At 72.0% G+C, this 24,869-nt stretch carries 23 protein-coding genes and 1 pseudogene; 10 read left to right on the forward strand and 14 right to left on the reverse strand.

Going from position 1 to position 24,869, the window contains the following annotated elements; translation table 11 throughout:
• Together ABT070_RS23650 and ABT070_RS23655 are read left to right on the forward strand one after the other, a co-directional pair.
• A partial coding sequence (locus ABT070_RS23650) for a (Fe-S)-binding protein (RefSeq protein WP_351763786.1) occupies window positions 1-569 on the forward strand: 569 nt, incomplete at its 5' end.
• A gap of 63 nt (window positions 570-632) precedes the next feature.
• Entirely contained in the window at window positions 633-1,163 is a 531-nt protein-coding gene (locus ABT070_RS23655; protein ID WP_351763788.1) for a GNAT family N-acetyltransferase, read from the forward strand.
• Window positions 1,164-1,251: 88 nt separating this feature from the next.
• On the opposite strand, the gene ABT070_RS23660 is transcribed toward ABT070_RS23655, so the two are convergent.
• Window positions 1,252-1,965 carry a hypothetical protein gene (locus ABT070_RS23660; protein ID WP_351763790.1) on the reverse strand — a complete coding sequence of 238 codons (714 nt, stop codon included), beginning with the start codon at window positions 1,963-1,965 and terminating at the stop codon, window positions 1,252-1,254.
• Between the two features lie 225 nt (window positions 1,966-2,190).
• Between ABT070_RS23660 and ABT070_RS23665 the strand changes: the two genes are divergently transcribed.
• Window positions 2,191-2,751 carry a snapalysin family zinc-dependent metalloprotease gene (locus ABT070_RS23665; protein WP_351763792.1) on the forward strand — a complete coding sequence of 187 codons (561 nt, stop codon included), beginning with the start codon at window positions 2,191-2,193 and terminating at the stop codon, window positions 2,749-2,751.
• Between the two features lie 385 nt (window positions 2,752-3,136).
• Window positions 3,137-3,979 (forward strand): hypothetical protein, encoded by an 843-nt coding sequence (locus ABT070_RS23670; protein WP_351763794.1) that lies wholly within the window; start codon window positions 3,137-3,139, stop codon window positions 3,977-3,979.
• A gap of 386 nt (window positions 3,980-4,365) precedes the next feature.
• Here the strand turns inward: ABT070_RS23670 and ABT070_RS23675 are convergent, their stop codons facing one another.
• The 8 genes from ABT070_RS23675 to ABT070_RS23710 form a co-directional block, all read right to left on the reverse strand.
• On the reverse strand, window positions 4,366-6,180 hold the full coding sequence (locus ABT070_RS23675; protein WP_351763796.1) for a dipeptide ABC transporter ATP-binding protein: 1,815 nt from the start codon (window positions 6,178-6,180) through the stop codon (window positions 4,366-4,368).
• Window positions 6,177-7,070 (reverse strand): ABC transporter permease, encoded by an 894-nt coding sequence (locus tag ABT070_RS23680; RefSeq protein WP_351763798.1) that lies wholly within the window; start codon window positions 7,068-7,070, stop codon window positions 6,177-6,179. The genes ABT070_RS23675 and ABT070_RS23680 overlap by 4 nt, the downstream gene beginning before the upstream one ends.
• Window positions 7,067-8,011: an ABC transporter permease gene (locus tag ABT070_RS23685; protein WP_351763800.1), complete on the reverse strand. Its 945-nt coding sequence runs from the start codon at window positions 8,009-8,011 to the stop codon at window positions 7,067-7,069. The genes ABT070_RS23680 and ABT070_RS23685 overlap by 4 nt, the downstream gene beginning before the upstream one ends.
• Complete coding sequence (locus tag ABT070_RS23690) at window positions 8,011-9,645, reverse strand: ABC transporter substrate-binding protein (RefSeq protein WP_351763801.1); 1,635 nt, start codon at window positions 9,643-9,645, stop codon at window positions 8,011-8,013. The genes ABT070_RS23685 and ABT070_RS23690 overlap by 1 nt, the downstream gene beginning before the upstream one ends.
• A 343-nt stretch (window positions 9,646-9,988) precedes the next feature.
• The gene (locus ABT070_RS23695; RefSeq protein WP_351763803.1) at window positions 9,989-11,017 is read right to left on the reverse strand and encodes a ketopantoate reductase family protein; all 1,029 of its coding nucleotides are present in this window, start codon (window positions 11,015-11,017) and stop codon (window positions 9,989-9,991) included.
• Entirely contained in the window at window positions 11,014-11,820 is an 807-nt protein-coding gene (locus ABT070_RS23700; RefSeq protein ID WP_351763805.1) for an SDR family NAD(P)-dependent oxidoreductase, read from the reverse strand. Before ABT070_RS23700 ends, ABT070_RS23695 begins: the two co-directional genes overlap by 4 nt.
• Window positions 11,817-12,734 (reverse strand): polysaccharide deacetylase family protein, encoded by a 918-nt coding sequence (locus ABT070_RS23705; RefSeq protein WP_351763807.1) that lies wholly within the window; start codon window positions 12,732-12,734, stop codon window positions 11,817-11,819. The genes ABT070_RS23700 and ABT070_RS23705 overlap by 4 nt, the downstream gene beginning before the upstream one ends.
• Window positions 12,731-14,053 carry a M20/M25/M40 family metallo-hydrolase gene (locus ABT070_RS23710; protein ID WP_351763809.1) on the reverse strand — a complete coding sequence of 441 codons (1,323 nt, stop codon included), beginning with the start codon at window positions 14,051-14,053 and terminating at the stop codon, window positions 12,731-12,733. Before ABT070_RS23710 ends, ABT070_RS23705 begins: the two co-directional genes overlap by 4 nt.
• A gap of 134 nt (window positions 14,054-14,187) precedes the next feature.
• On the opposite strand from ABT070_RS23710, the gene ABT070_RS23715 reads away from it, so the two are divergent.
• A complete protein-coding gene (locus ABT070_RS23715; protein ID WP_351763811.1) occupies window positions 14,188-14,886 on the forward strand; it encodes a GntR family transcriptional regulator in 699 nt (232 codons plus the stop codon).
• A 240-nt stretch (window positions 14,887-15,126) separates the two neighbouring features.
• Window positions 15,127-17,418 carry a zinc-dependent metalloprotease gene (locus tag ABT070_RS23720; RefSeq protein ID WP_351763813.1) on the forward strand — a complete coding sequence of 764 codons (2,292 nt, stop codon included), beginning with the start codon at window positions 15,127-15,129 and terminating at the stop codon, window positions 17,416-17,418.
• Between the two features lie 164 nt (window positions 17,419-17,582).
• On the opposite strand, the gene ABT070_RS23725 is transcribed toward ABT070_RS23720, so the two are convergent.
• Together ABT070_RS23725 and ABT070_RS23730 are read right to left on the reverse strand one after the other, a co-directional pair.
• Window positions 17,583-18,251, reverse strand: a complete 669-nt coding sequence (locus ABT070_RS23725; RefSeq protein WP_351763815.1) for a Type 1 glutamine amidotransferase-like domain-containing protein — start codon at window positions 18,249-18,251, stop codon at window positions 17,583-17,585.
• Window positions 18,252-18,466: 215 nt separating this feature from the next.
• Entirely contained in the window at window positions 18,467-19,051 is a 585-nt protein-coding gene (locus tag ABT070_RS23730; RefSeq protein ID WP_351763817.1) for a TetR/AcrR family transcriptional regulator, read from the reverse strand.
• A 91-nt stretch (window positions 19,052-19,142) separates the two neighbouring features.
• Between ABT070_RS23730 and ABT070_RS23735 the strand changes: the two genes are divergently transcribed.
• Entirely contained in the window at window positions 19,143-19,589 is a 447-nt protein-coding gene (locus ABT070_RS23735; RefSeq protein WP_351763819.1) for an anthrone oxygenase family protein, read from the forward strand.
• A gap of 252 nt (window positions 19,590-19,841) precedes the next feature.
• Here ABT070_RS23735 and ABT070_RS23740 read toward each other — a convergent pair whose 3' ends face one another.
• Together ABT070_RS23740 and ABT070_RS23745 are read right to left on the reverse strand one after the other, a co-directional pair.
• Window positions 19,842-20,375, reverse strand: coding sequence for a hypothetical protein (locus tag ABT070_RS23740; RefSeq protein ID WP_351763821.1), 534 nt, complete (start codon window positions 20,373-20,375; stop codon window positions 19,842-19,844).
• Window positions 20,369-20,962 (reverse strand): TIGR03086 family metal-binding protein, encoded by a 594-nt coding sequence (locus ABT070_RS23745; RefSeq protein ID WP_351763823.1) that lies wholly within the window; start codon window positions 20,960-20,962, stop codon window positions 20,369-20,371. The genes ABT070_RS23740 and ABT070_RS23745 overlap by 7 nt, the downstream gene beginning before the upstream one ends.
• 116 nt (window positions 20,963-21,078) lie before the next feature.
• Between ABT070_RS23745 and pdxR the strand changes: the two genes are divergently transcribed.
• Window positions 21,079-22,527, forward strand: a complete 1,449-nt coding sequence (gene pdxR, locus ABT070_RS23750) for a MocR-like pyridoxine biosynthesis transcription factor PdxR (protein WP_351763825.1) — start codon at window positions 21,079-21,081, stop codon at window positions 22,525-22,527.
• Window positions 22,528-22,646: 119 nt separating this feature from the next.
• On the opposite strand, the pseudogene ABT070_RS23755 reads toward pdxR, so the two are convergent.
• A pseudogene (locus ABT070_RS23755) lies at window positions 22,647-23,147 on the reverse strand (helix-turn-helix domain-containing protein); the annotation flags it as partial.
• A 44-nt stretch (window positions 23,148-23,191) separates the two neighbouring features.
• Here ABT070_RS23755 and ABT070_RS23760 point away from each other — a divergent pair.
• The gene (locus ABT070_RS23760) at window positions 23,192-23,599 is read left to right on the forward strand and encodes a hypothetical protein (RefSeq protein WP_351763826.1); all 408 of its coding nucleotides are present in this window, start codon (window positions 23,192-23,194) and stop codon (window positions 23,597-23,599) included.
• A gap of 75 nt (window positions 23,600-23,674) precedes the next feature.
• Complete coding sequence (locus ABT070_RS23765) at window positions 23,675-24,487, forward strand: class I SAM-dependent methyltransferase (RefSeq protein ID WP_351764045.1); 813 nt, start codon at window positions 23,675-23,677, stop codon at window positions 24,485-24,487.
• The last annotated feature ends 382 nt before the right edge of the window (window positions 24,488-24,869 follow it).

A 24,869-nucleotide genomic window follows, 5' to 3' on the forward strand; every position in this document is an offset into this window, starting at 1 on the left:
GCCCGCACTGCCTCAACACCCTGGGCAACGAATACCCGCAGCTCGGCGGCGACTACGAGGTCATCCACCACACCCAGCTGCTCCAGCACCTCATCGACGCCGGCAAGCTGATCCCCGTCACCCCGGTCGAGGGCCTCATCACCTACCACGACCCCTGCTACCTGGGCCGCCACAACAAGATCTACACGCCCCCGCGCGAGATCATCGCAGGCGTCCCGGGCCTGCGGAACGAGGAGATGCACCGCCACAAGGAACGCGGCTTCTGCTGCGGCGCCGGCGGCGCCCGGATGTGGATGGAGGAACGGATCGGCAAACGCATCAACAACGAGCGCGTCGACGAGGCCCTCTCCCTCAACCCCGACATCATCTCCACCGCCTGCCCCTTCTGCCTCGTCATGCTCACCGACTCCGTCAACGGCAAGAAGAACGACGGCAAGGCCAAGGAATCCATCCAGGTCGTCGACGTCTCCCAACTCCTCCTGGAATCGGTCAAGACCCCGGCCGACGACGAACCCCCGACAGGCGGAACGCAGACCGAGAACGAACCGGAACCCCAACCCGCCGCATGACCGGCTCACCCGCCTCGCAGAATTGCGTGATCACGGTGGGTGGGCCAGTGCTAGCGTCGCCGCATGCCCGAACTGATCGCACCCGCAGGCCGACTTCAGTCTTCGTGGCTCGCCGCCTATGAGGAGTGGCCACCGGGTGCCCATCAGGACGGGACGGGCTTGCGTCTCGCTCCCGATGCCGAGCTGGGCAACCCCGCGGTCTTCTCCGCTTGGGTTGAGCGACTGCAACAACAGTCGGACAGGTCGGTCGCCGTGGGGGAAGGCCGCGTTCACGCGACCCACTGGTGGATCGTGGAGGGCGACAGCTATCTGGGAGCCATCGATCTGCGGCACTACCTGAACGCCGTTCTGCTCGATGTCGGCGGGCACATCGGCTACAGCATCCGGCCCTCCTCCCGCAGGCGCGGTGTGGCCACGTGGGCCCTCGGGGCGGTACTGCCCGAGGCCCGTGCGCTCGGCCTGGACCGGGTCCTCGTCACCTGCGACGACGACAACATCGGATCGGCACGCAGCATCGAGCGCAACGGTGGTGTCCTGGAGGACGTCCGCACCACCGGCGCCGGCATCAAGCGACGCTACTGGATCCATTTGTAGGACATCGGCGCGACCGTGCCGTCAGCAGCCATTGCCGTCCTCGCCCAAGGACAGGCACGGCCTCTCGGGCCGGACGGGCCCCGCGTTCCTACAGATCCCACCACCAGGTTTCCAGGTCGCCGCCATCGGCGAACTCCACGGGGACCGCGTAGGGCGATCGTCGGGCAACAGCCAGGGCGTCCGTGCGGCGGACGACGGCGCGGAGGTCTTGCACGGCAGGCATGTCGGCGAGTTCGGCGACGTCGAAGGGGCAGCCGGCGGGGCCGCCGAGGAGGGCGCCGCAGCCGAATCCGTACCACGTTCCGATGAGTTCGCGGTCCTGCGCCTGCTCGGCGGCGACGGCGACCTCACGCACGACTTCGATCAACCGGGCGGGGCGGGGCAGGACGGCGTCGGGGCCGTGGAGTCGTCCGGCGGCGACCAGGCGCCGCCAGAGTGCTGTCCCGGCGTCGCAGTAGAGGAACGGCGGCTCGACGTAGCCGTCTTCGAGCCAGGACGCGTAGCCGTCGAAGCCGGGGGCGTCCTCGTCGAAACCTCGAAGAGCGGTGAACTCCGTCAGCGCGTCGAGGTACGCGGCCCGCTCGGTGTAGTCGGGATGCCGGGAGACCGGCACGCGGTAGGTGTGCCCACGGCGCAGCAGGATGTCCATCACGCGGAAGTGCGTGAACGAGCAGTCGTACCCGTCCTGGAAGTCGTACAGCGCCGCGAACCAGTCCCGTACACGTGGGTCGCCCGCCTCGGCGTGCCCGTCCAGAACGCGAACCGAGTCCGCGACCAGATCCTCGATCAAATGCTCGGACATCGACTCTCCCTCCTGAGCCGACGACAACCTACCCCGCGCTCAAGCTGTCCCTGGTGCCACGTCCCGGCCGACAGCCCGGGACGCGACGGCGCAGTCGGGTGAGTGCCGGCGGCACCGCACGCTCGGGGTGCCGCCACATCGACGGATTCGTCCGCGTCCCAGTTGGGCAGTGGACTCTACGAATGTCATGAGCACGACTGCCCTTCCCCCACAAGGAGGTCGATCATGCACGTCCGTACACTGACCGGCGGCCTGGCCGCTGCCTGTCTGATGTCTCTGGCTCTGACAGGCGGTCAGGCCGCGGCCGCCCCCCAAGCACCGAACGCCCCGGCAGCCGCCCGTGTCCTGATCTATGACGCCGGCGGCTCCGCGGAGTTCCGCAGTGCCGTCGACCGGGGCGCGGCGATCTGGAACGAGAGCGTCGACGCCGTCGAGCTCCGACCCGCCACCGCCGGGCAACGGGCGAACATACGGGTCCTCGCGGACAACGGCTGGCCGCGCGCCCTGCCCACCACACTGGGCAGCGGCACCGTCTACATCGGGCGCCAGGCCGTCGACCAGGGCTATGACACGGTCCGTATCTCCGCCCACGAACTCGGGCACATCCTGGGTCTGCCGGATCGCAAGCCCGGTCCCTGCTCGAGTCTGATGTCCGGTTCCAGCGCGGGCACCGCGTGCACGAACCCGTACCCGAACTCCGCGGAGAAGGCGGAGGTCGAGGGGAACTTCGACGGAGCCCTCGTCGGCCGGACCCCGGCCCCGCGCGCCGAGGTGATCGTGGACTGACGCGTGCCGCGCCGCGGACGCCGGACGGCGGTTCGAGGCAGGACGTCCGCCACCGTCGGGGCGTCTGCGGCGCAGGCTCAAACCAATCTCCGGCCGCACAGCCCATCTGAGAGTGCACCACACGCTGGGCCCATGAAGCCCATGAAGCCCGCGACCCGTGCGGGAGGCCGCGGGTCGGCTCATCTTCGAGCGGTCGCAGAACAGGGGGCAGTGGCGCGGCGCGGCCCCGGGCTGCCGCCCGGGGCCGGTCGGTCCGTTCCATCGCCTTCGACCAGCTCGGCAGGCCCGGCCCGGGCACCGTGCCGCAGCCCCCGGACTGCGGCAACGGCTCGCCGGGGCGGCGTTTCGCCCGTCTTCGCTCCTGCCCGGGCTCTAGGCTCGGCCCGTGGGGCAACCTGAGCAGCGCGCCGAGGGCGCGGGACCGTTCACCACCCGGCTCACCTGGCATCTTCCCGACGGCGGCACCGCCGTGTGGGAGTCCCGGCTCGCGCGGCGGCGTGGAGTGCTGGCCGTTCGTCCTCGCAGTGCGGCGGCCACTCGTCACATCCGTGCGGACGCTGTGTCGATCACCCGGCTGCGTCGCCTCAACGCCATCGCCGCGATCGCCTTCGTCTTCGGCGGGGCCCTCTTCGCGGCCGGCGCGGCTGTCGCCCAGTTCGGCTCCGGCGACGCCACCGAGAGCGCCTCGATCTACTTCGCGGGCGGCCTGTTCTTCAGCACCGGCGGCTACGTCTCGCTCCTCCAGGTGGTCAACGCGCCCCGCCATGTCGTCGGCGGCGAAGGACGGTTGGTCACCCGCCACTGGCGATGGTGGAGCTATGAGCCGACGCGGGTGGACTGGCTGAGCACGTTCGTCCTCTTCGCCGGCACACTCGTCTTCGCCGTCGACCTGCTGGACTCGTTTCTTCAGGGCCTGTCCGTGCAGCAGGTCAACCGGCTGATCTGGGCGCCCGACGTCATCGGCTGCATCCTCTTCCTGCTCTCCGGCCACCTGGCCTTCGTCGAGATCTGTCACGGACGGCTCTGCGTCCGGCCGCACGACCTCGGCTGGTGGATCGTCGCCGTCAACCAGCTCGGGTCCGTCCTGTTCATGGTCTCGGCGCTCGCCGCCTACACCCGGCCCGCCACCGGCAGCCTGGTCAACGCCGACATCGCCAACTGGGGCACTCTCACCGGCGCCCTGTGCTTCTCCCTCGCGGGCGTCCTCCAACTCGGCGAACACTCGTAAGGCTCGTGGGCGAGGCGACGCCGAGCACTGCACCCGCCTCATCGGCACGGGCGCAGGGCGCTTCTCGAATCCGGCCGGCCGGCCGCCGCAGCTCCTCGCCGAGGTGCGGCAGCCGGTGAGCGACCCGGACCACTCGGCGACTGCGGGATCGCCCCGTGCGGAGACCATGCGGCCGCTGTCGGCCGCCCGCGACGAGAGTCAGCCGGTGGCATACCGGCTGCGGGCCTACGCCCTACCACTGATGGTCTGCACGGCAAGGCCGCGGATCGACTCCGTGCTCGCCGCCGGCGTCGGGGAAGTCGCCCCGCGCCGAGCAGGCGGGGACGTCGGAAACCTCACCCGGTGCGTCGCCTGCCGGCAGCACGGCCTCATCGGGCGAGCGCCTCTCAGCGGCCACCCGGGACCGACGCCAGCAAGTGGGCGGTGTACTCCTCCTTCGGATCGTCGAAGACGCCCGCCGTCGGTCCCGTTTCGACGACTCGGCCGGTCCGCATCACCGCCACCCGGTCCGCGATGTCCCGGACCACGGCCAGATCGTGTGAGATGAACAGGTAGCTCAGGCCCAGTTCCGTCTGGAGTTCGGCCAGCAGGTCCAGGACCTGGGCCTGGGTCGTGACGTCCAGGGCGGACACCGGTTCGTCGCAGACCACGAGGTCGGGTTCGAGTGCCAGGGCGCGAGCGATGGCGACGCGCTGGCGCTGTCCGCCGGACAGTTCCGCGGGACGGCGCGCGGCCAGCGAGCGAGCGAGGCCCACGCGTTCCAGCAGGGCGGGGATCCTGCCGGGGTCGCGGGGGACGCCGAAGGCGCGCAGGGGTTCGGCGACGATGCTTTCGACGCTCAGCCGCGGACTCAGGGAGTTGTACGGGTTCTGCTGGACGAGCTGGAAGCGCCTCCGCAACCGGCGCAGGTCCCGGGCGCGCACGGAGTGCAGCGGGACGCCGTCGAAGTCGACGGACCCGCTGGTGGGGCGCTCCAGCGCCATCACCGTGCGTGCGGTGGTCGACTTCCCCGAACCGGACTCGCCGACCAGGGCGAGGGTCTCGCCGCGCGCCACGGTGAAGCTCACGCCGTCCACCGCGCGGAAACGGAACGGGCTGCCGTCGGGGCGACGGGCGTCGAACTCCTTGACCAGGTTCGTCACCTGCACCAGCGGCGCGGGGCGCTGCCGCGTTGGTGCGGTGCCCTGGATTCCGGCATCGGGTCCGTCGTCGCGTCCGGCGTCGCGTCCGTCCTCGGCCCCGGGGCCGGGGTCGCTCCCCCTCCCCAGCCCCGGCCCTGGCCCGCGTCGCTCTGCGCGCCCGCGGCCGCGCCCGCGTCCGGGGATGCTGCGGACGAGCAGGCGGGTGTAGTCGTCGTCCGGATCGTGCAGCACCTTGTCCGGCGGCCCTTGCTCGACCACGCGGCCTCCGGAGAGGACGACGATGTGCTGGGCCCGGTCCGCTGCCACGGCCAGGTCGTGCGTCACCAGCAGCAGTGCGGTGCCCGACCTGGTGCGCAGCCGGTCCAGGTGGTCGAGGATCTGCCGCTGCACGGTGACGTCGAGCGCGCTGGTCGGTTCGTCGGCGATGATCAGCCGGGGCTCACAGGCCCAGGCGATACCGACGAGCACGCGCTGACGCATGCCTCCGGACAGTTCGTGGGGGTACTGGCGTGCGCGCCGGGCCGGGTCGTCGAGCCCGGCGAGCTCGAGGATCTCGACAGCCCGGCGGGCCGCCTGTGCCCGGTCGCAGCGCCCGTGCACCAGGAGCGTCTCGGCCACCTGGGGGCCGATCCGCTGCGTGGGGTCCAACGAGACACCAGGGTCCTGGGGGACGAACCCGATGTCCGCGCCGCGCAGGGACCGCAGGCGGGATGCGGGCAGGCCGAGCAGGTCACCGACATCGTCGAAGACGACCGTGCCCGCCACGACGTGCGCCGTCGGGGGCAGGAGCCCGAGTGCGGCCAGCGCGGTGGTGCTCTTGCCGGAACCCGACTCACCGACCAGGGCGACGACCTGACCGGCCGGCACGTCGAACGTCACGTCCTGGACGACCGGGGGCCGTCCCGCGTAGGCGACGGACAGACCGCGCACCGAGAGCGCGGTTCCTGTCGCGGCCGGAGCCGCGGGCGCCTCCGGCTCCGGCGCCGTCACGGACGGCGGGTCGGCGACGGGACGGTGTCGTGCTCCCGGTGCCGTCCGCGGTTCGAGGGGAGAGGTCATGCGGTTCTCCGGAAGTGGGAGATGCGGTTGACGGAAAGGACGATCGCCACGACGACGAGGCCCGGAACCGTGGTGAGCCACCACGCGTTCTGGAGGTAGTCACGGCCTCCGGAGATCAGCGATCCCCATTCGGGCTGGGGCGGCGGTTCGCCGTAGCCGAGGAAGCTCAGTCCGGCGATGGCGAGCAGGGAGGTGCCGAACTCCACGGTGGCCAGTACCAGCGCGGGCCGGTAGGAGTTGGGCACGACGTGCCGGGCCACCACCTTCCAGCGGTGCACGCCGGCGGCTCGCGCCGCCTCGACGTAACCGGACTCGCGCACCTTGAGCACTTCACTGCGCACGGTGCGGGCGAAACCGGCCACTCCGGCGACGCCGACGGCGACCGCCACCTTCACCGATCCATGGCCGAGCACCGTGATGATGGCCATCGACAGCAGCAGGCTCGGTATGGCGAGCAGGACGTCGCACACGCGCATCACGCACTCGTCGACCAGTCCGCCGAAGTAGCCGGCGAGGAGCCCCAGCAGCGACCCGACGACCACGGCCAGCGCGACCGCGAGGAACACGCCGCCCAGCGACAGCCACGCGCCGTGGACGACCCGCGCGTACAGGTCCCGGCCGAGCTGGTCCGTGCCGAAGGGGTGCTGCCAGGACGGGCCGAGCAGTTTCTCCGCAGGGTCTCCAAGCAGTGGGTCCTGCGAGGTGAACAGGCCGGGGAACAGCGCCCACAGCACGACGACGGCCAGGACGAGCCACGACAGGACCAGGCCGGGCCCCGGAAGCCGGCGGCGGGCGCTTCGCGCGGGCGCGGATCCGTCCGGCCCGGTGGTTCCGGCAGTCCCGGCGGATGCGCCCGCGGTCGGGGCCGTCGCGGCGGTGGGGGCGCTCACGCGGTCACCGCCGTCAGCCGGATCCGCGGGTCGATGATCCCGTACAGCAGGTCGACGCTCAGGCTGATCAGGACGAACACGGCCGCCGCGAAGAGCACCACGCCCTGGACGACCGGTACGTCCCGGGCGGAGACCGCGCTCTCGGCGGTCTGGCCCAGTCCGGGCCTGGAGAACACGGTCTCGGTGAGGACCGCGCCGCCCAACAGCTGCGCGGTCCATACGCCGACGGTGGTGAGGGTCGGCAGCGAGGCGTTGCGCAGCACGTGCCGGGTGAACAGCCGTGCGGTGCCGACGCCCTTGGCGCGCAGGACCTGCACGAAGGGCTCCGCCAGGGTGGTGGAGATGCCGTCGGAGAGAACCTTGGCGGTCACCGCGGCCAGCGGCAGTGCCAGGGTGACGGCCGGCAGGACGAGCGTGGGAACGCCCTGGTCGCCGAAGGCGGGGAACAGGCCCCAGCGGAACGAGAACAGCTGCAGCAGCATCAGGCCGACCCAGAAGGTGGGCATGGCGACTCCCACGGCGGGCAGGGCCCGCAGCAGGCCGCGCAGCCGGGTGCTGCGGGTGGTCTCGGTCCACACCGCGAGAGCGGCGCCCAGCAGCACCCCGAGGACCAGAGCGGTCGCCGCCAGCGTCAGGGTCGGTGGGAACGCCGCCGCCAGCAGGTCTCCGACGGGGGTCTTCTGCTGGAAGGACCGGCCGAGGTCGAGGCGGAGCAGGTGCCACAGCTGGTCGCCGTACTGCACGATCAGCGGGCGGTCGGTGCCGAATTCCGCGCGCAGGGCGCGGATCTGCTGCGGCGGGGTGCTCTGCAGGGCTTCCGGGCCGAGCATCATCTCGACCGGGTCGCCGGGCAGCAGGTACATGAGCAGGAAGGTGCCGGTGAACGCCGCCCACAGGACGAGCAGCGCGGTGGCGCCACGGCGTATCAGGTAGCGGGTCATCAGGAGGTCCGGCCCGCGTCGTAGAGGAGGATGCGGGACGCGGCGTCGTAGCGGATGCCGGTGATCTTGGAGGAGATGCCGACGACCTGGGTGAGCTGGCTGAAGGGGAAGGCGTAGCCCTCCTTGATCAGGATCTCCTGGGCCTGGGCGGCGAGCTTGTTGCGCTCGGCGGTGTCGGTGGTGGCGAGCTGGGCGGCGAGGAGCTTCTCCAGCTGGGCCTGCTGGGCCTCGGTGCCGGTGAACCAGTCCAGGTTTCCGGCCGACTTGGAGAACATGGCGCGCAGGATGTCGGGGTCGGGGCGGCTGACGGAGGTGGAGCGCAGGTCGTAGTCGCCCTTGGCGGAGGCGGCGGCGTACTCGGCGGCGGTGACCTGCTTCAGCTTCAGGTCGATGCCGACGGCGCGCAGTTGCTGCTGGACGGCCTCGATCACGTTGGGCTGGTAGAAGTACAGGAGGCTGATCGACAGCTTCTTGCCGTTCTTGGCGCGGATGCCGTCGGAGCCCTTCTTCCAGCCGTCGGCGTCGAGCAGTGCGGCGGCCTCGGCCGGATCGGCCTCGAGGTCGGCGGCCAGGTCGGTGAAGCCGGGAGTGGTGGAGCCGAGGATGCTCTTGGCGACGCCGTAGGACGGGGACAGGACGGTGTCGGTGATCTGCTGCCGGTCGATGGCGAGCTGGATCGCCTCGCGCACGTCGGCGTCCTGGAGGATCTTCGAGCTCTTGAGGTTGGGCGCGGCTCCGATGACGACGCCGGGGTTGACGCGGGCGAGGAGGGTGTAGCCGGCGCTCTTGAGGGTGCTCTCGTCGGTCGGGAGCAGGGTGGTGGCGACGTCGACCTGGCCCGACTTGAGGCTGCCGGAGCGGACGCTGGGCTCGCCGACCACGTTGTACGTCGCCTTGTCGAGGTAGGCGTCGCCGGTGTGCTTGTCGAGCGCGGAGGGCCACTTGTAGCCGGTGCGCTTGACGATGGTGGTGCTGGAGTTCCGTGTGTACGAAGAGAACGTGAAGGGGCCGGAGCCGATGAGGCCCTTGCCGGTGCAGCGGTCGGCGAGCGAGGTCTTGAGGCTGCCGGTGGACAGCAGGCCGAGGGTGGGGGTCGAGGCGGCCATCAGGAACTGGGCGTTGGGGCGGTCGAAGGTGACGGTGAGGTTCTGCGCGTCCTTGACCTGGGTGCCGGTATAGCCCAGCAGGTACTGGCTGCCGTAGGGCGACTTGGCGCCGGCGGCGACGATCGCGTCGAAGTTGGCCTTGACGGCTGCCGCGTCGACAGGGGTGCCGTCGGAGAAGGTGATGCCGGGGCGCAGGTGGAAGGTGAAGGACTTGGCGTCGGTGGACGCCTTCCAGGTGTCGGCGAGCCAGCTGACGAACTTGCCGGTGCCGGGGTCCTGCGCGATGAGGGAGTCGACGATCTGGCGGTTGATGACGGCGCTGGCGATCAGGGTCGACTGCTGCGGGTCCAGGCAGACCGGGTCGGAGTCGATGGCGATCTTCAGGCTGCCGCCGGCTTTCGGCGAGGCGGAGGCACCGGCGTTCGAGGTGCCGGTGCCGGTACCGCAGCCCGCGAGGACGGCGGCGAGCGAGAGCGCCAGAGCCGGTACGGCTGCGCTGCGCAGGGCGTGGGGCGGGAGTGTCCGCATGACAGGGCCTTTCGGAGGGTGTGTGCGGCGGGGGCGGGGCGTCGCCGGCTGTTCGGTGAGCCGGTCGCCGATGCGGGGCGGGGCATGGCGAGGTGTCGCCATCAGCGGCCCGGACACGGCGGTGGTCGGAACAGGGGCGGCTTCGTCCGGGGTGGGTGGGCCGGTTCGCCGATCGTGTGGCGAGGTGTCGCCGTCGGCGGTTCAGGTACGGCGCCGGCCGGAGCAGGATCCTGATCCGGCCGGTGCGGCTGAGCCGGTTCGCCGGTGCACGGCGTGGTGTCGCCGTCGGCGGTCCGGGGACGACCGGGCTGATACGGCCGGGGCCGGGCAGGCCTGGAGGCGCTTACGCGGTGGCGGCTTCCTTGCGGAGGTCGTCGAGGTTGGCGCGGGAGAAGGAGCGGGTGCCCGCCTCGATCTCGGCGAGCAGTCGGCCGAGCGCGCGGCCCACCGGGGTGGCGACACCGTGGCGTTCGGCGAGGGCCGGGTAGCCGTCGTCGCGGCTGGGGCGTTCGATGGGCCGGCGGCGCACCGCGATGTCACGGAAGACTCCGCTGCGGTCCTTGGGCTGGGTGGCCAGCCAGGCGACGAGCCGGTCGAGGGCGGCGGTGCGGGCCCGGTCGGAGGCGGCGGCCGAGAAGGCGTACGGCTCGTACGCGTCGAACGCCTCCAGGGTGACGCCCTCGGCGACGGCGACGGCGGTGCTCTCCGCGGCGGCGGCGGACGCCAGGTCGCGGTGGGCGTCGACGATCTCGGCGATCGGCGCGTCGACGAGGGTGGTGACGCCGAGGATCGCGCCGAAGCCTCGCTTGGCCCAGCGGAAGCCGGGGAGGTTGGCGGTGGCGGTGACCGGCCCGTAGGCGCGCAGGTCGGCGGCGAGGTCCAGGACCCGCCGGTCGGGAACGCCCCCGTCGGGCAGGCCGACGGCGAGGGCGCCCGGCCCGCCGTCGCGGATGACCCCGGGCTCCAGGTAGTCCGCGAAGATGTTGACGAAGATCCCGAGCGTGCGGTCGGCGCCGACGTGGTCGGCGATGACGGGTTCGTTGCGGCCGTTCTGGGCGGACACCACGTAGCCGTCGCCGGAGAGCCGGGCCGCGATCCACTGGGCGGCGTCGGCGGTGTGCTGCGACTTCACGGCCAGCAGCACGGGGCCGGACAGCGGTGGCAGGTCCGGGTCGTCGGTGGTGTGCGCGGCGGCGACCCGTACGGTGTCGTCGGTGCCGTCGGGGCGGCGGATGGCGAGCCCGTTCGCGCGGATCGCGGCGATGTGGTCGGCGTCGGTGTCGACGAGGGTGACGTGGTGCCCGTCGCGGGCGAGGGCGTGGCCGAGGGTCGCGCCGATCGCTCCGGCGCCGACGAGGGTGTAGGTGCTCATGCTGTGGCCTCCGTGCTGCCGAGCTGCCAGGGAGTGGGTTCGGGCCAGTGGTGGGGAAGGGCGGTGGTGCCGGCGGAACCGCCGCCGTCGACCGGCAGGTTGGCGCCGGTGATCCAGGCGGCCTCGGCGCCGAGGAGGAAGCGGACCGCGGGTGCGATGTGGGCGGCCTCGGCCCGGCCCGGCAGCAGGGAGCGGCCGACGGCGTCGGCGTAGCCGGGGGTGACGGGGTTGACGGGGCTGTCCACATCGACGAAGCCGGGCGAGACGGCGTTGACGCGGATGCCGTGGGGGCCGAGCTCCACGGCGGTCGCCTTCGTCGCCATGACGAGGGCGGCCTTGGAGGTGGCGTAGTGGGCGGCGCCCGGGCGGCCGCGCAGCGCGGCGCCCGAGGCGATGTTGACGACGGCCGGAGTGCGGCCGGCCGGGCGGGCGTGGTGGGCGAGGCGCTGTGCGGTGAGCACCGCCGCGCGGACGTTGACGTGCTGCACCCGGTCCCACAGGTGGGGGGTCAGCTCCTCGAAGGGGATCGCCGGGTAGATGCCGGCGGCGTTGACCAGTCCGTCGACCGGTGCCTCGGACCAGGCCTCGTCGACCAGCGCGGCGGCGAAGTCGGCGTCGGCCAGGTCTCCGGTGACGGCCCGGACGGGCACGGCGTGCCTGTCGTGGATCGCGTCGAGCGCGACGCGCAGGGCGTCGGCTCTGAGGTCGACGCCGGTGATGCGCCAGCCGTGGGCGGCGAGGTCGTCGGCGATGGCGGCGCCGATGCCGGACGCGGCGCCGGTGACGAGGGCGTGCGGGCTCATGCGAGGCCTCCTGCGGTGCGTACGTGGTGGGCGATCTGCTCGTGGGTGGCGAACCAGACCGGGCCCGAGGAGGTGATGTGGCGCAGGAGTTCGTCCAGCAGCCAGATCCGGGAGCGGTGTCCGGAGATGGAGGGGTGCAGGGTCAGCTGGAAGAGGCCGCCGTCGCGGCGGGCTCCGTCGAACTCGTCCCGCCACACCCGCAACACCTCGTGCGGCGGGGTGTAGGGGCGCAGGCCGGTGTAGCGGGCCATGCCGAAGTACGGGGCGTCGTCGCGGATCCACTCCACGGGGAGTTCGACCACGCCCGTGGGGCGGCCGTCCTCCAGCAGTTCGTAGGGGTCGTCGGCGGCCATCAGCGAGGAGTCGTAGAGGAAGCCCAGTTCGCGGATGATGCCGAGGGTGTCCGGGGAGAAGTCCCAGGACGGGGTGCGGATGCCCACCGGGCGGCTGCCGGAGAGCCTCTCCAGGACGTCCAGGCTGCGCAGGGTGAGGTCGCGCTCGGCGGCGCGGGTCAGGAGGGTGTTGCGCTCGTGGATCCAGCCATGGACGCCGACCTCGTGGCCGGCCGCGGCGTAGTCGGCGATCTCGCCGGGGTGCAGCAGCGCGGAGACGGCGGGCACGAAGAACGACGCGGGCACCCCGTGTCGCTCCAGGAGGGCCAGGATGCGAGGCACGGCGACGCGTGCCCCGTACTCGCCGGCGGCCAGCACACCGGGCGTGGTGTGGCCGTCGCGCAGGGCGGGTGTCTCGTGGTCGCTGTCGAAGGAGACGGCCACGGCTACGGCGGCGCCGCCCGGCCAGGAGGCGGGGGTGAGATCGCGGCCGGCGCGCACGTGCTCGACGAGGCCGCGCCAGACCGGTTCGGGCCACTGCCAGGGTTCTTGTCCGGTGGGCGGTTCCTGCTCGGTGCTCATCGTTCTTCTTCCAGGAAGGACTCGACGACGTCCTGCAACGCGTCGGTGGTCAGTCGGAGGCTTTCGACATCGACGTGTTCGTCGTCGCCGTGGAACAGGCGGCGGTAGCGGCCGACGTCCCAGTCGGAGCTGTAGAGGCCGAATCCGTAGGCCAGGCCGCCCCGTTCGCGCACGAAACGGGCGTCGGTGCCGCCGGCCGTCAGCAACGGCAGCGGTCCGCGGCCGGGGAACCGGCGGCTCACAGCGGCGCCGATCGTGTCGTACAGCCGGCCGGGCGGGGACTGCGAGGGCGTGCGGGAGCCGAGCGGTTCGACGGTGATGTGCTCGGTGAGATCGCCGAGCGCGGCGCGGAGTTCGGCGTCGGCCTCGTCCTCGCTCTGCCCCGGCAGGGCGCGGATGTCGATGTCCACCGCGGCGGTGCCGGGGATCACGTTGATCTTGCCGCCGGCCCGCACGATGGTCGGGGTGAGGGTGAGGTGGGTCAGGGCGTGGGCGAAGCGGGCCGTCTCCCCCAGACGGTGCAGATGGTCGTCGAGGGTGGCCGGGTCCAGCAGCGCGGACGTGACGGCGGGAGGCAGTTCCTGTGCGTGGACGAACGCCTCCCAGCGTTCGTCGGTGCGGGCCGCGGGACGGTGCCGGGCGATGCGGGCCACCGCCTCGGCGGCGATCACTGCCGCGTTCCGTGCCCCCCAGGGCATCGAGCCGTGTCCGGAGCGGCCCCGTACGAGGAGCCGGCGCGGGAAGGAGCCCTTCTCTCCGACGGTGACGCTCACCGCGCCCGAGCCGACGTGCGCCCCGGCGCTCTCGGTCAGGGCGTGGTCCCAGGCCAGCAGTTCGGGGCGGTGGCGGGCGATCCAGCCGGCGCCGAACCGGCTGCCGGACTCCTCGTCGGCCACGGCCGCGAAGACCAGGTCGCCGGCGAGCGGCCGTGGTCTGCGGGCCACCGCACGTGTCACCACCGCCATGGCGGCGGTGAGGTTGAGCATGTCGATGGCGCCGCGTCCCCAGACGATCCCGTCGCGCACCGCTCCGGAGAACGGGTCGTGCGTCCAGGTGCGGGGGTCGGCGGGGACGACGTCGGTGTGTCCGAGCAAGGTCAGCGCCGGAGCGTCACGGTGACGGCCCGGCACCCGGAAGACGGCACTGACGCGTCCGGGGTGCGGCTCGACCACCTCGACCTGCACGGAGGTGTCGGAGAGGTAGTCGAGGAGAACCCCGGCGTTGCGCGACTCCTGGCCGGAGTCCGGACTGCCGTCGTTCACACAGGCGTTGCGGATCATCGCCGACAGGAGGTCGACCGTGTCGTGGGCGGAACTCATGTCTTCAATGATTCGCAGCGAATCCAGGCGTATTCAAGTGGATACTGATGTCAACCATGTGAACTCGCTCGTTGGCCCACGTGCTTCAATGGGGCACCGACCGTCGAGGACGACCAATAAGGATGGACGCCCCCGTGAGCCCTGCCCCGAAACACCCCGCCGAGAAGTCGGCTCCCGAAGCGGCGCGTGAGCGCGAGGTTCCCGCGGACTCCGGCTTGGGCATGTACCGGCAGGTGCGCCAGGACCTCATCGACGGCACCATCGACCCCGGATCACTCCTGCTGGAGACCGCCCTGGGCAGCAGGTACGGCGTCTCCCGCACCCCCGTGCGCGAGGCACTGAACCGCCTCGAACAGGACGGCCTGCTCGAACGCGTCCCCCGTGGCTACCGCGTCCCGGCCATCACCGCCGAGGACATCCTGGAGTTGTACGAGGCCCGGATCGCCCTGGAGTCGGCGGCGGCAGCCGCTGCCGCACTGCGCCGCACCGACCTCGATCTCGCCCGTATCACCCATCACCACGACAGCCTGTCGGCGGCGTCCGAGACAGAGGAGGCGGCCGACGCCAACGCCGGTTTCCACCAGGCGCTGTGGCTCGCCGGGCACAACTCCATCGTGTCCGGACTGCTCGACCGGCTGATCATCCAGATGCGGCTGTTCGACCGCGCCCCGACAGTCGCCCCCGCCAACCGCGACCTCACCCACGAGGAACACGCCCGGATCATCGCCGCGATCCGCGAACACGACGCCGACAGGGCGCGTGCCGAGGTGGTCGCCCACCTCGGCCGCAACCGGGACGTACGCCTGGCCGCCCTCGCCCGCACCCGACCCTGACCCTCGGTCCGACCACCTGGTCAAGATCGCGAGGGAAACCGCGGCCGAAGCCGGCGATCGCAGGGAAACGACCGAGCACGACTGGATGCGGTTGGATACCGCTGGATACGCACGAGAGCGCGACGTGCCCCAGCGGCATTCCGTTCCGACGCCGGGCGCCGCCCCGTCCTCGCCCTCCGTGCACTCGCCCTCCGTGCACTCGCCCTCCGTGCACTCGCCCACGAGAAGAAAGGCTCCCCCATGCTCGACATCGCGCACGACCCCGACGGAGGCCGACTCCTGGTAGGTGTACGCCACTTCGACACGCCGTTCCTCCTGATCGCCGCCCTCGGCACGGGGGTCGGCACCAGCCGTCTGCTGCCCGATCGCGCCCGGCCCGGCAAGGTACGTGTCGCGTCCTTCCGGCGTGTCGGCTCCCGGGTCCTGCTTGTCCAGCACAACAAGCACCACCTCGCCCACGGTGACACGGCGGCCCGCCGGGCGGGCGAGGAGTCCTTCGCGGTGTCCGTGCTGTGGAGTGCGCCGGTGCTGCGCGAGGAGGACGGCGTCGTCGTCGTGGACGCCGGCACGCTGGCCGTCGCGGACCACCAGGACCTCGTCACCCACCTGACGCAGAGTGAGCAGGGCGGGCACACACTCGAACCCGACCGCAGCCTGCCGCTCCCCGGCCAGAGCTTCTCCCGCGACGGACGCGCCCGGTTGTCCGCCCTGCTCACCCTGCGCGGTCCCGGTACCGGAGCGGCACTGCGCGAGGTGGTGCCCGACCCGCGCTACGTCAGCCTCGTGCAGCATCTGCTCTTCCTGCCGCTGCCCGACCCCGCCCTGCCCGCGCGCCGCTACCACCCGGGCTCCGGCGCCTACGCCATCGGCCACGCCGACCACGCCCGCCTCACCGGCGGCGACTCCCCCACCGTCCGCCTCCAGCCCCGGTTCCGTCTGGAACCGCTCGACCCCTCGGCGGCCGTCACCGGCGTGCGCCGCCCCATCGTCTTCCTGGTGGACCCCGCCATACCCGAACCCCTGCGCTCTGCCGTCGTCGAGGGCGGCAACTGGTGGCGGGCGGCCTTCGAGGGCGCGGGATTCACCGACGCCTTCCGCGTGGAGGTCGCCGACGACACCACCGACCTCCACGACCCGTCCGTCAACGCCGTGTGGTGGGTGCACCGCGCCGGACGCGGCTGGTCCATGGGCGCGGGCCTGACCGATCCGCGCACCGGCGAGATCGTCCTCGGCCGGGTCCGGCTCGGCTCGCAGCGCGTGGAGCAGGTACGCGCGCTCGGCGAGGCCCTGCTGACCCCGTACGGCCGTCCCGACGAAGGCGAACGCCTGGCAGCCGTGGAGGAGTTGATCCTCGCGCGCCTTCGCCAGCTGGCCGCACACGAAATCGGCCACGCCCTGGGGTTCATGCACAACTACGCCAGCACCCACCACGCCAAGCCGTCCGTGATGGACTATCCGCACGCCCGGATCGTGGTCGGCGAGGACGGCCGTATCGACGCGTCCGGCGCCTACGCGGACGGGCTCGGCCCCTGGGACCACTTCCTCGTCGCCCACGCCTACGGCCGCTTCCCGGGCCGCGACGAGGAGACCGCTCTCGCCGAACTCCGGCGCACCGCGGCCGAGTCGGGCCTGGTGTACCTGACCGACGAGGACGGGCACGGTCCACACGCGGCGCACGCGGACGCCGTCCCGTGGGTGACCGGTGGCGACGCGTTGGAGGCGCTCGACAGCATCCTGGAGGTGCGGCGGACCGCCCTGGCCGCGTTCGGCGCCGGCGCGGTGCCCCCGAACCGCCAGAGCGGCGAGCTCGAGGAACGGGCGGCGATCCTGCACCTGCTGCACCGGCACGAGATCCAGGCCGTGGCACGGCTGTTGGGCGGAGTCCGCTACGGCTACGCCTGGGCCGGCGACCCCGATGTGGGCACCCGGCCCGTGGCGGCCGACCTCCAGCACGAGGCCCTCGCCCGCCTCGCATCCCTCCTGCGCGCCGAGGAACTGGCACTGCCCCCGGCCGTGCTGAACGTCCTCACCCCGCCCGCGATCCGCCACGACCGGACCGACCAGTACCTCGCCACCCGGGCCGGCCGGGTCTTCGACCCGCTCACCGCGGCCGCGGCGGCGGTGACCGCCGTGGCCGAACCACTCGTCGAACCCACCAGGCTGAACCGGCTGGCCTGGCAGCACGCGGCCGATCCGGCGGTACCCGGTGTCGCCGACGTCCTGGACGCCGTGTTCGCGGCCACCTGGCTTCGGAAGGACCCCGTGGAGGCCACGGTCACCGGAGCGGACGCCGTGACCCACACCGCAGGGTGGACAGTCCTTCACCACCTGTTCGCCGTCCTCGCGGGAGGCATCGCGCACTCCACGGTCGACGCGACCGTCCGCGACGCGCTGCGCTCCCTCGCGGCGCTCCTGCGCACGGGGGACGCCCAGCAGCGGGAGGCGGCACACGCCATCACCTCCCGACTCGCCGAGCCGCTCCCGGCCGGGACGACATCACCGACTCCCCTCCCGCCCGGCGCCCCCAACTGACGGAAAGCCGGCAGGTCTACACGATCAACCCACTCGCCGCCTCTCGCTACCGGGCCCGGGCCCGGCACGGCGTCTCCCGCAAGGAGTCCGACCCCGGCGTGCCTCATGAGCGATTCGTTGATCACACGAACGCTTCGTCACCTTGCCGACGAGGACGGGTCGAGTCACGGATGGTGCCGCCACCGTCCTTCCGAGATGACATCCACCTTGCCGTCCCTGACGCGGACGGCCGTCTCGTCGTCGATGAAGTAGATCGGGAAGTCCGCCCGCGCAGCGATGCGATCGGCCCAGGCGTCGTCCCGCTCGGGGAAGTCCGGCGAGTACAGGTGGGGCTTGAGATACCAGTCGAAGAGGCCGAACGGCGGCTCCACCCTCGTCGCGCCGAGCACGTGAAGGTCCGCGGTGTCCCCGATGACGTCGGCGGAGTGTGCGGTGAGATGACGGCTGAAGATCATCGATCCGGCGCTGACCCCCACGTAGACCCGGCTCTCCAGCGCCTCCAGGAAGCCGTCGGCCAGGCCGTTGCCGGTGATGCTGCGCGCGAGGTGGTAGTGGCTGCCGCCCTCGACGTAGACGACGTCGGCGTGCAGCAGCCGGTCGAGCACCATCTGCCGGGGCAGGCCGTTCAGCTCCAGGACGTCGAACTCCCGCCAGCCGAGGCCGTGCAGTCGGTTCATGTCCTCGACGACCCACCCGTGGTCCCCGGGCTCGGCGACGGACGCCGTGGGAACGAACACGACGTTCGCCGATCCGAACGGCTTTCCCAGCATCTCCCGCAGCGCATCCCGCAGCGTCTCGTTACGCAGGCCACTCGCCGTCAACAAAAAGTTCATCGCACGAGCCAAGCACGGCCGACGGACGCACGCAACGAACCCGGGACCCACCAAGACCGTCGCGGCACGGCCGCATCAGGAACAGGCGCCGACAGATCAACTGACAGCTCAGGGACACCACAGCACCTGGAGCAGATCGTTCTTCCCAGGCGTTCGCAGCAGGGGTATGTCAAGCGCGTACAACTGGGCCACGGGCAGCGGGGGGACTGCCTTGATCAGCGCGCCCACTCTGCGAGTCGGCCCACCAGCAGCTCCACCCTTCGCTCAGTGTCCCCGGGCGGCAGCCGTCGCGCCCGGGTCAGGGTCGCCAGTCCGTGCAGGGCCGCCCAGAACACCTCGGTGAACAGCGCCGGGTGGACGCCGTCCCCGGCGACCTCGCCGAGGCTCTCCAGCAGGGCGTCGAAGGCGTCCTTCAACGGCTCCGGGGTGTCCTCCTTCGCGAACGCCAGGCCGCCGTCGAGCTGGAACACGGCGTCGTAGACCGCCGGGTTGCGCTCGGCGAAGTCGAGGTAGGCGCGGGCAAGGGCGGTGACGCGGGCGCGCGGGCCGTCCGCCGCGCTTGCCGCGGCTCGCAACGCCGCGGCCATCTCGGCAGCACCCTCGAGGGCGACGGCGCCGATGATCTCGCGCTTGCCGCGGAAATGGCTGTAGAGGACGGGCTGGCTGTACTCGATGCGCTCGGCGAGCCGACGGGTGGTGACCGCGTCCCAGCCCTGCTGCTCGGCGAGTTCGCGGGCCGTCGCCACGATGAGGCGCTCGCGGACCGCCCGTTCGCGCTCCTTGCGTTCCTGTACCGACATGACTCGATCCTAGCACCGCTAGACAATCGAGCGGCAGCAGTACTAGCGTTGCCTCATCATCTAGCAACGCTAGATCTCAGGAGGGGTCGTCATGCTCAATGCACTCGAGGTCTTCACCACCGTGGTCGTCGGCGTGATGGTGGGGGTGGAGTTCTCCGTCGCCTTCTTCGTCAACCCGATCCTCAACGGCCTCCCCGGCGACAACGGCCTGCGCGGCCGCGTCCACGGGGCCCGGCTGCTCGGCGCCGTGATGCCGTTCTGGTACATCAGCTCGCTCGTCCTCGGCGCGGTCTGGGCCATCGCCGGATGGCACCATCGCGGCGCCGGCCTCGTCGTCACCGCCTCCACGCTGCTGATCCTCAGCGTGGTCATGTCGATCCTGCTGCTCGTCCCGATCAACAACCGGGTCAAGACGTGGACCGCCGACGGCCTGCCCGCCGACTGGAAGCAGCAGATGAACCGCTGGGACCGCTTCCACTACGTCCGCGTCGCCGTCATCGTCGCCGCCTTCGCCCTGCTGGTCGCCGCCCTCGCCTGAGCCCGCGGGCAGAGACCGCGCAGGCGGCGCCCACTCCCCTGCTACGCGGACGCCAGCAAGCAAGCAAGCAAGCAAGCAACCGAAATCCCACTCCCGCCGCGGGACACGCCCAGCAGGCCTTCGACCTGCCGAGCACCCCCCACGCCTCGTGTGGCTTCACCGGTGTCCTGACCTGGAGCCTGTGGTCTGTCTCAGTCGTGGGCCGGACCGATTCCGGCTCGTGGTCTCGACCCTTGGGCCGAGAAGCGGCCGTCATCCGTTCCGCCGTGGCGCCCCCCGCGCGCCACGGTGGCGATCGTCCGACATCAGCCATGCCTCCGCGTCCTGCCGGATCCGCGCCGCGTCGAAGCTCTCGTACTCCCGGATCACCGACCGGGTCGTGCCTCGCTCGCGGTACCTGTCCATGATCTCGACATGCTCCGGCAGGCGTACGAAATCGGCCAGAGCTCGCCGACCGCTCCATACCGAGACCGATCCGCAGCGCCGGGCCAAGGGCGCGACCCACAACCACATGCCGACCGCTCCGTCGAGATGCGGCCAGCGGCGCCGCAGCACGAAGCCGCGACGCGCGATTCCGGGCAGGTCTCGGTATGCGTCGCTGGTGAAGTCGGTGGCGCTGACGATCACCGGACCGCTCTGACAACCACGCACGCCATTGCCGTTGCCATTGCCGTTGCCGTTGCCGTTGCCGTTGCCGTTGCCATTCGGCGCGGCGCCGTCGCCGGCGCCGTCGCCGTCTCCGAGGGAGTCCCCGGCCGGGCCCTGGTACCAGCGGCTCCTCAGCACGGCCCCGGCCTCCAGGACGGGTCGCGGCCGAGCAGGGCGAGCAACCGGTCGCCCGGCGGGGCGTTGTCAGGGACTGCGATCCGCCGGCGGAACGCGGCACCGGCCCCGCGGCCCTCGTCCGGGACCAGAGCGGCGATGCTCAGCGCGGCGGTGGTGAGTTCGGCGGCGGGCTCCCATGGGGCGCCGATCGTCACCGCCACGTCCCAGGCGTGCGCCACGTAGTCGAGCAGGTGGAATCCGATCGCTGTCCGTCCGGGGACGGCGAAGCCCTCCCCCACCTCCGGCAGCGCGAACCGACGCTCCAGCACCCCGTCTTCCGCGAAGGCCGCGGTGACCTCGGCCGCCGACGCCTCGTACGCTGCGGCCGGGTCATCGTCGAGATCGCCGGCGTGCCATACGGCCCACGGCTCACCCGCGCCGCGAGCGGAGGCGGCGAACCCCTCGTTCTGGCTGACCAGATGGCGAAGCAGGCCGTACAGGCTCCAGTCCGCGCACGGCGTCGCCCACCTCAAGTGGTCGGGCTTCACCCCCGAGATCACCTCCCCGGTCAGCAACAGCGCCTGGCGGTCGAGTCGTCGTATGTCCATGGCCGGAGCCTAAAATCACCCAGCGGTCCAGCTCCAGAGCCAATAAGCTCCCGAATGGTTGAGCCAATTGCCGGACTCGGAGCCGACAACTGCCGGGCCGGAAACGGAAGGCCGAGATGGACGTGCACGTCAGGCTCGACGGGCAGCGCGACCTGTCCGGCCAGATCTACCGTCAGCTGCGCACCGCGATCCACGAGGGGCTGCTGCGGCCCGGCGATCCGTTGCCCCCGACTCGGGAGTTGAGTCGCCGCCTCGCGGTGGCCCGCAACACCGTCGGCGTGGCCTACGAACGGCTCGTCGCCGAGGGCTACGCGGACGGCAGAGTCGGTTCCGGGACCTATGTGCGCACGACGGGCCTGCCCACGCACGAGGCCGCGACCGCCGCCGACACCACCGGCTCCGGACTGCGCCCGCGCGCCTTGTGGGAGGGCTTGTCCCCGTGGGCGGCACCGGAGACCAGGGGACCGACCACGGCGGCCCACGACTTCCGCGTCGGCCTGCCGGACGCCCGGCTCTTCCCCTACCACGCCTGGCGTCCCCTGATCGCCCGGGAACTGCGCCTCTCGGCGGCCGGGTCGGCCGGATACGGCGACCCGGCCGGCCACACCGGGCTGCGGACCGCACTCGCCCGGCACATCGGACTCTCCCGCGGCGTGCGGACCGGCCCGGACGACATACTGGTCACCACCTCCACGCAGCAGGCCCTGGACCTCATCGGGCGGGTGCTGCTCGAACCGGGCGACCGGGTGGCCGTCGAAGAACCCGGATACCCGCCGGCCCGGCTGGCGTTCCTGGCGCAGGGCGCCGAGGTCACAGGCATCCCGGTGGACGCCGAGGGCCTGCTGGTGGACGCCCTCCCGCCGGACACCCGTGCCGTCTACGTCACCCCCGCCCACCAGTTCCCGCTCGGCATGCCGATGTCCCTGCGGCGCAGAACGGCGCTGCTGCGGTGGGCACGGCGGCACGGCGCGGCGGTGATCGAGGACGACTACGACAGCGAATTCCGCTTCGGCGGGCGGCCGGTCGAGACGCTGCGGAGTCTGGACCGGGACGGACACGTCATCTACGTGGGGTCGTTCTCCAAGGTGATGCTGCCCTCCCTGCGCGTCGGCTTCCTCGTGGCGCCCGCCCCGCTGCGCACGGCCCTGCGCACCGCCAAGTACACCGCCGACTGGCACACGGCGGTCCCCACGCAGGCGGCGCTCGCCCACTTCGTCGACGACGGGCTGCTCGCCCGGCACATCCGCCGGATGCAGCACACGTACGCGATCCGGCACCGAGCCGTCACCCGCGTGCTCACCGACCGCTTCGCGGGCCTCGCCGAGCTGGTGCCGTCCGCCGCGGGCCTGCACGTGACCACGTTCACCCGCGGCCGTCTCGCCGACCCCGAAGCCCTCGCGTACCGGGCCGGCCGGGCCCGGGCAGCCGGCGTGGCCGTGCACACCCTGTCGGAGGTCGCCGCCGACCGCTCCGCGCGCCCGGGCTTCGTCTTCGGCTACGGCTCGATCAGCGCCCCGGACATCGAGCAGGGCCTGCACCGCGCACTCGGCCGGCCGCAGGACTGAAACGCGGAAGGAAGCGCAGACGAAACGCGCACCCGCTCCACCTCGGCGCCGACCGTGCCGCGGCGGCCTCAGGGCCGTCGCCGCGCGGTGGTCCGGGAGATCACCGTGCGACGCCGTCTTCACTGCTGACGCTGATGCGCCTGACGGAACGTACCGGGGGTGACACCGGTGTGGCGGGTGAAGAACTTGCCGAAGTTGGTGGGTTCGGGGAAGCCGAGGCGGCGGGCGATGGTCGCCACCGGTTCGTCGGTGTGGGCGAGCAGACGCCGGGCCTCCAGGGCGACGCGGCCGTCGATGACGTGCTTGACGGGCTGTCCGGTGGCGGCGGTGCAGGCGCGGGTGAGGGTCTTGACGGTGTATCCGAGGCGGTGTGCGTAGTCGGCGGCGCGGCGGGTGGTGGCGTAGTGGCGTTCCAGCTCGGCGCGGAAGCGGGCGTAGACCTCGCCGCCCGGGTGCGGGTCGGCGCCGCTGTCGGGATGCGGCAGCCGGTCGATCTGCAACAGCGCGGTGGCCAGCAGGAGTTGCAGGATCTCCGCCGACACGGCCTGCTCCGGCCGGTCGTACTCGGCGCGCAACTGGCCCAGCAGGGTGGACAGCACCGCGTACGTGGGGCTCGCGCCACGGCGTCATCTACCGCGTCCCCGCGTGCGGCGGCAAGGCCGTCGTGTGGGCCGAGGGCGAGACGCTCCAGCCCAGCACGTTCGCCGGGGCCAACGGTCTGAAGCTGCACAACGGCGCCGTCTGGGCCACCAACCTCGACAAGGGCACCGTCCGGCGCATTCCGGTGACCGCACGCGGCACTGCGGGAAAGGTCGAGGTCCGCGCCACCGGCATGCCCTCCATCGACGACTTCGCCTTCACCGGCCGCGGCGACACCCTCCTTGCCGCCCGTGACGACGACGAGGTCGACCTCGTCCGCCCGGACGGCACCCACATCACCGTGCTCACCGCACAGGACGGGCTGCAGACCGCGACCTCCATCGCGGTCCACGACGGCACGGTGTACGTGCCCAGCGCCGCCTACCTCACGGACAAGGACCCCAACCTGCTCATCGCCCGCCTCGACCGCTGACCGGGGAGCCCCTTGGAATCGACCATCTAGGCTGGCGCGGTGACTGGTGAGCAGCAGCGGGTGCAGCCGTCGGGAGTGTGGGCCACGGCGGTGGGGGTGGCCAGGGTGCGGGCCCTGGAGACCGAGCGGGAGAACGCGCTGTTCCGCGACCCACTGGCACAGGCCTTCGCCGGCGCCGGCGGCCTGTGGCCCTCCTCGCCGCCGCCCGACGACGAGGCCGCGCGACGCCGTCGACTGGCCGTGTCGTTCTCCATCGTCATCAGGACGAAGTTCCTCGACGACCTGTTGCAGCAGGCCTGCGCGTCCGGGGTCCGGCAGGTCGTGCTGCTCGGCGCCGGCATGGACAGCCGGGCCTTCCGGATGGACTGGCCCGAGGGCACCCGGCTGTTCGAGGTCGACACCGCCGCGCCACTGGACTTCAAGGCTTCGGTACTGCGCCAGGAGCGGGCCGTCGCGCGCTGCGAGCGGATCACCGTCGCGGTGGATCTGCGTGAGGACTGGCCGGGCGCGCTGGCCGCCGCAGGGCACGACCCGGCCGTGCCGACCGCGTGGATCGCCGAAGGGCTACTGATCTATCTGCCCGTGGACGCGGTGGAGCTACTGCTGGCCCGGATCAGCACGCGGTCGGCGGCAGGCAGCCGGATGGGGCTCACCTTGGGCTCGCGCGGCGTGATCGAGCGCTTCGGCGCGGAGGCCTCGCCGGGATCGGCGGCGTCCATGTGGGTCTCGGAGATGCCCGACGACCCGGTGGGCTGGCTGGCCGGGCACGGCTGGGAAGGCGACAGCCACACCCTGCGCGAGCGCGCTGCCGCGTACGGCCGGCCGATCAGCACCCCGCCGCGGCGCGAGGAGCGGCCCGGCGGGCTGCTCTCGGCGGTCCGCCGATAGGCCGGACCCCGCCACCGCGGTACCCCGCGAGGTCGGCGAGGTCGGCGAGGTCGGCGAGGACGGCGAGGACGACTACGCCCGGTGCATGGCCTGTGTCCCACTCCCTTGAACGCCGTTGAACACCGTTCCCCGTAACAGCCCGGTCTGCCACCGTGCGCGGAGTGGGCATGTGATGGACGCTGAACTCAGCTGTGCATACGAGAGGGCAAGATCTCGCCGCGAACAGCGTTCAGGCCCGGGAGAGGGGCGGGGAGCCTTGCCCATCGGATGCCGCTCTGGAACGTACGCCAGGGAGCCCTCGAGGAGCTCGCCGAGGCCCGTGAGGGCGGCGTAGGCGCGATCTGCGCACCGTAGCCACGAGGTGGTGACCACGAATGCCCCG

This window comes from Streptomyces sp. NPDC002884 (assembly GCF_040295245.1).
Taxonomy (GTDB): Bacteria; Actinomycetota; Actinomycetes; order Streptomycetales; family Streptomycetaceae; genus Streptomyces.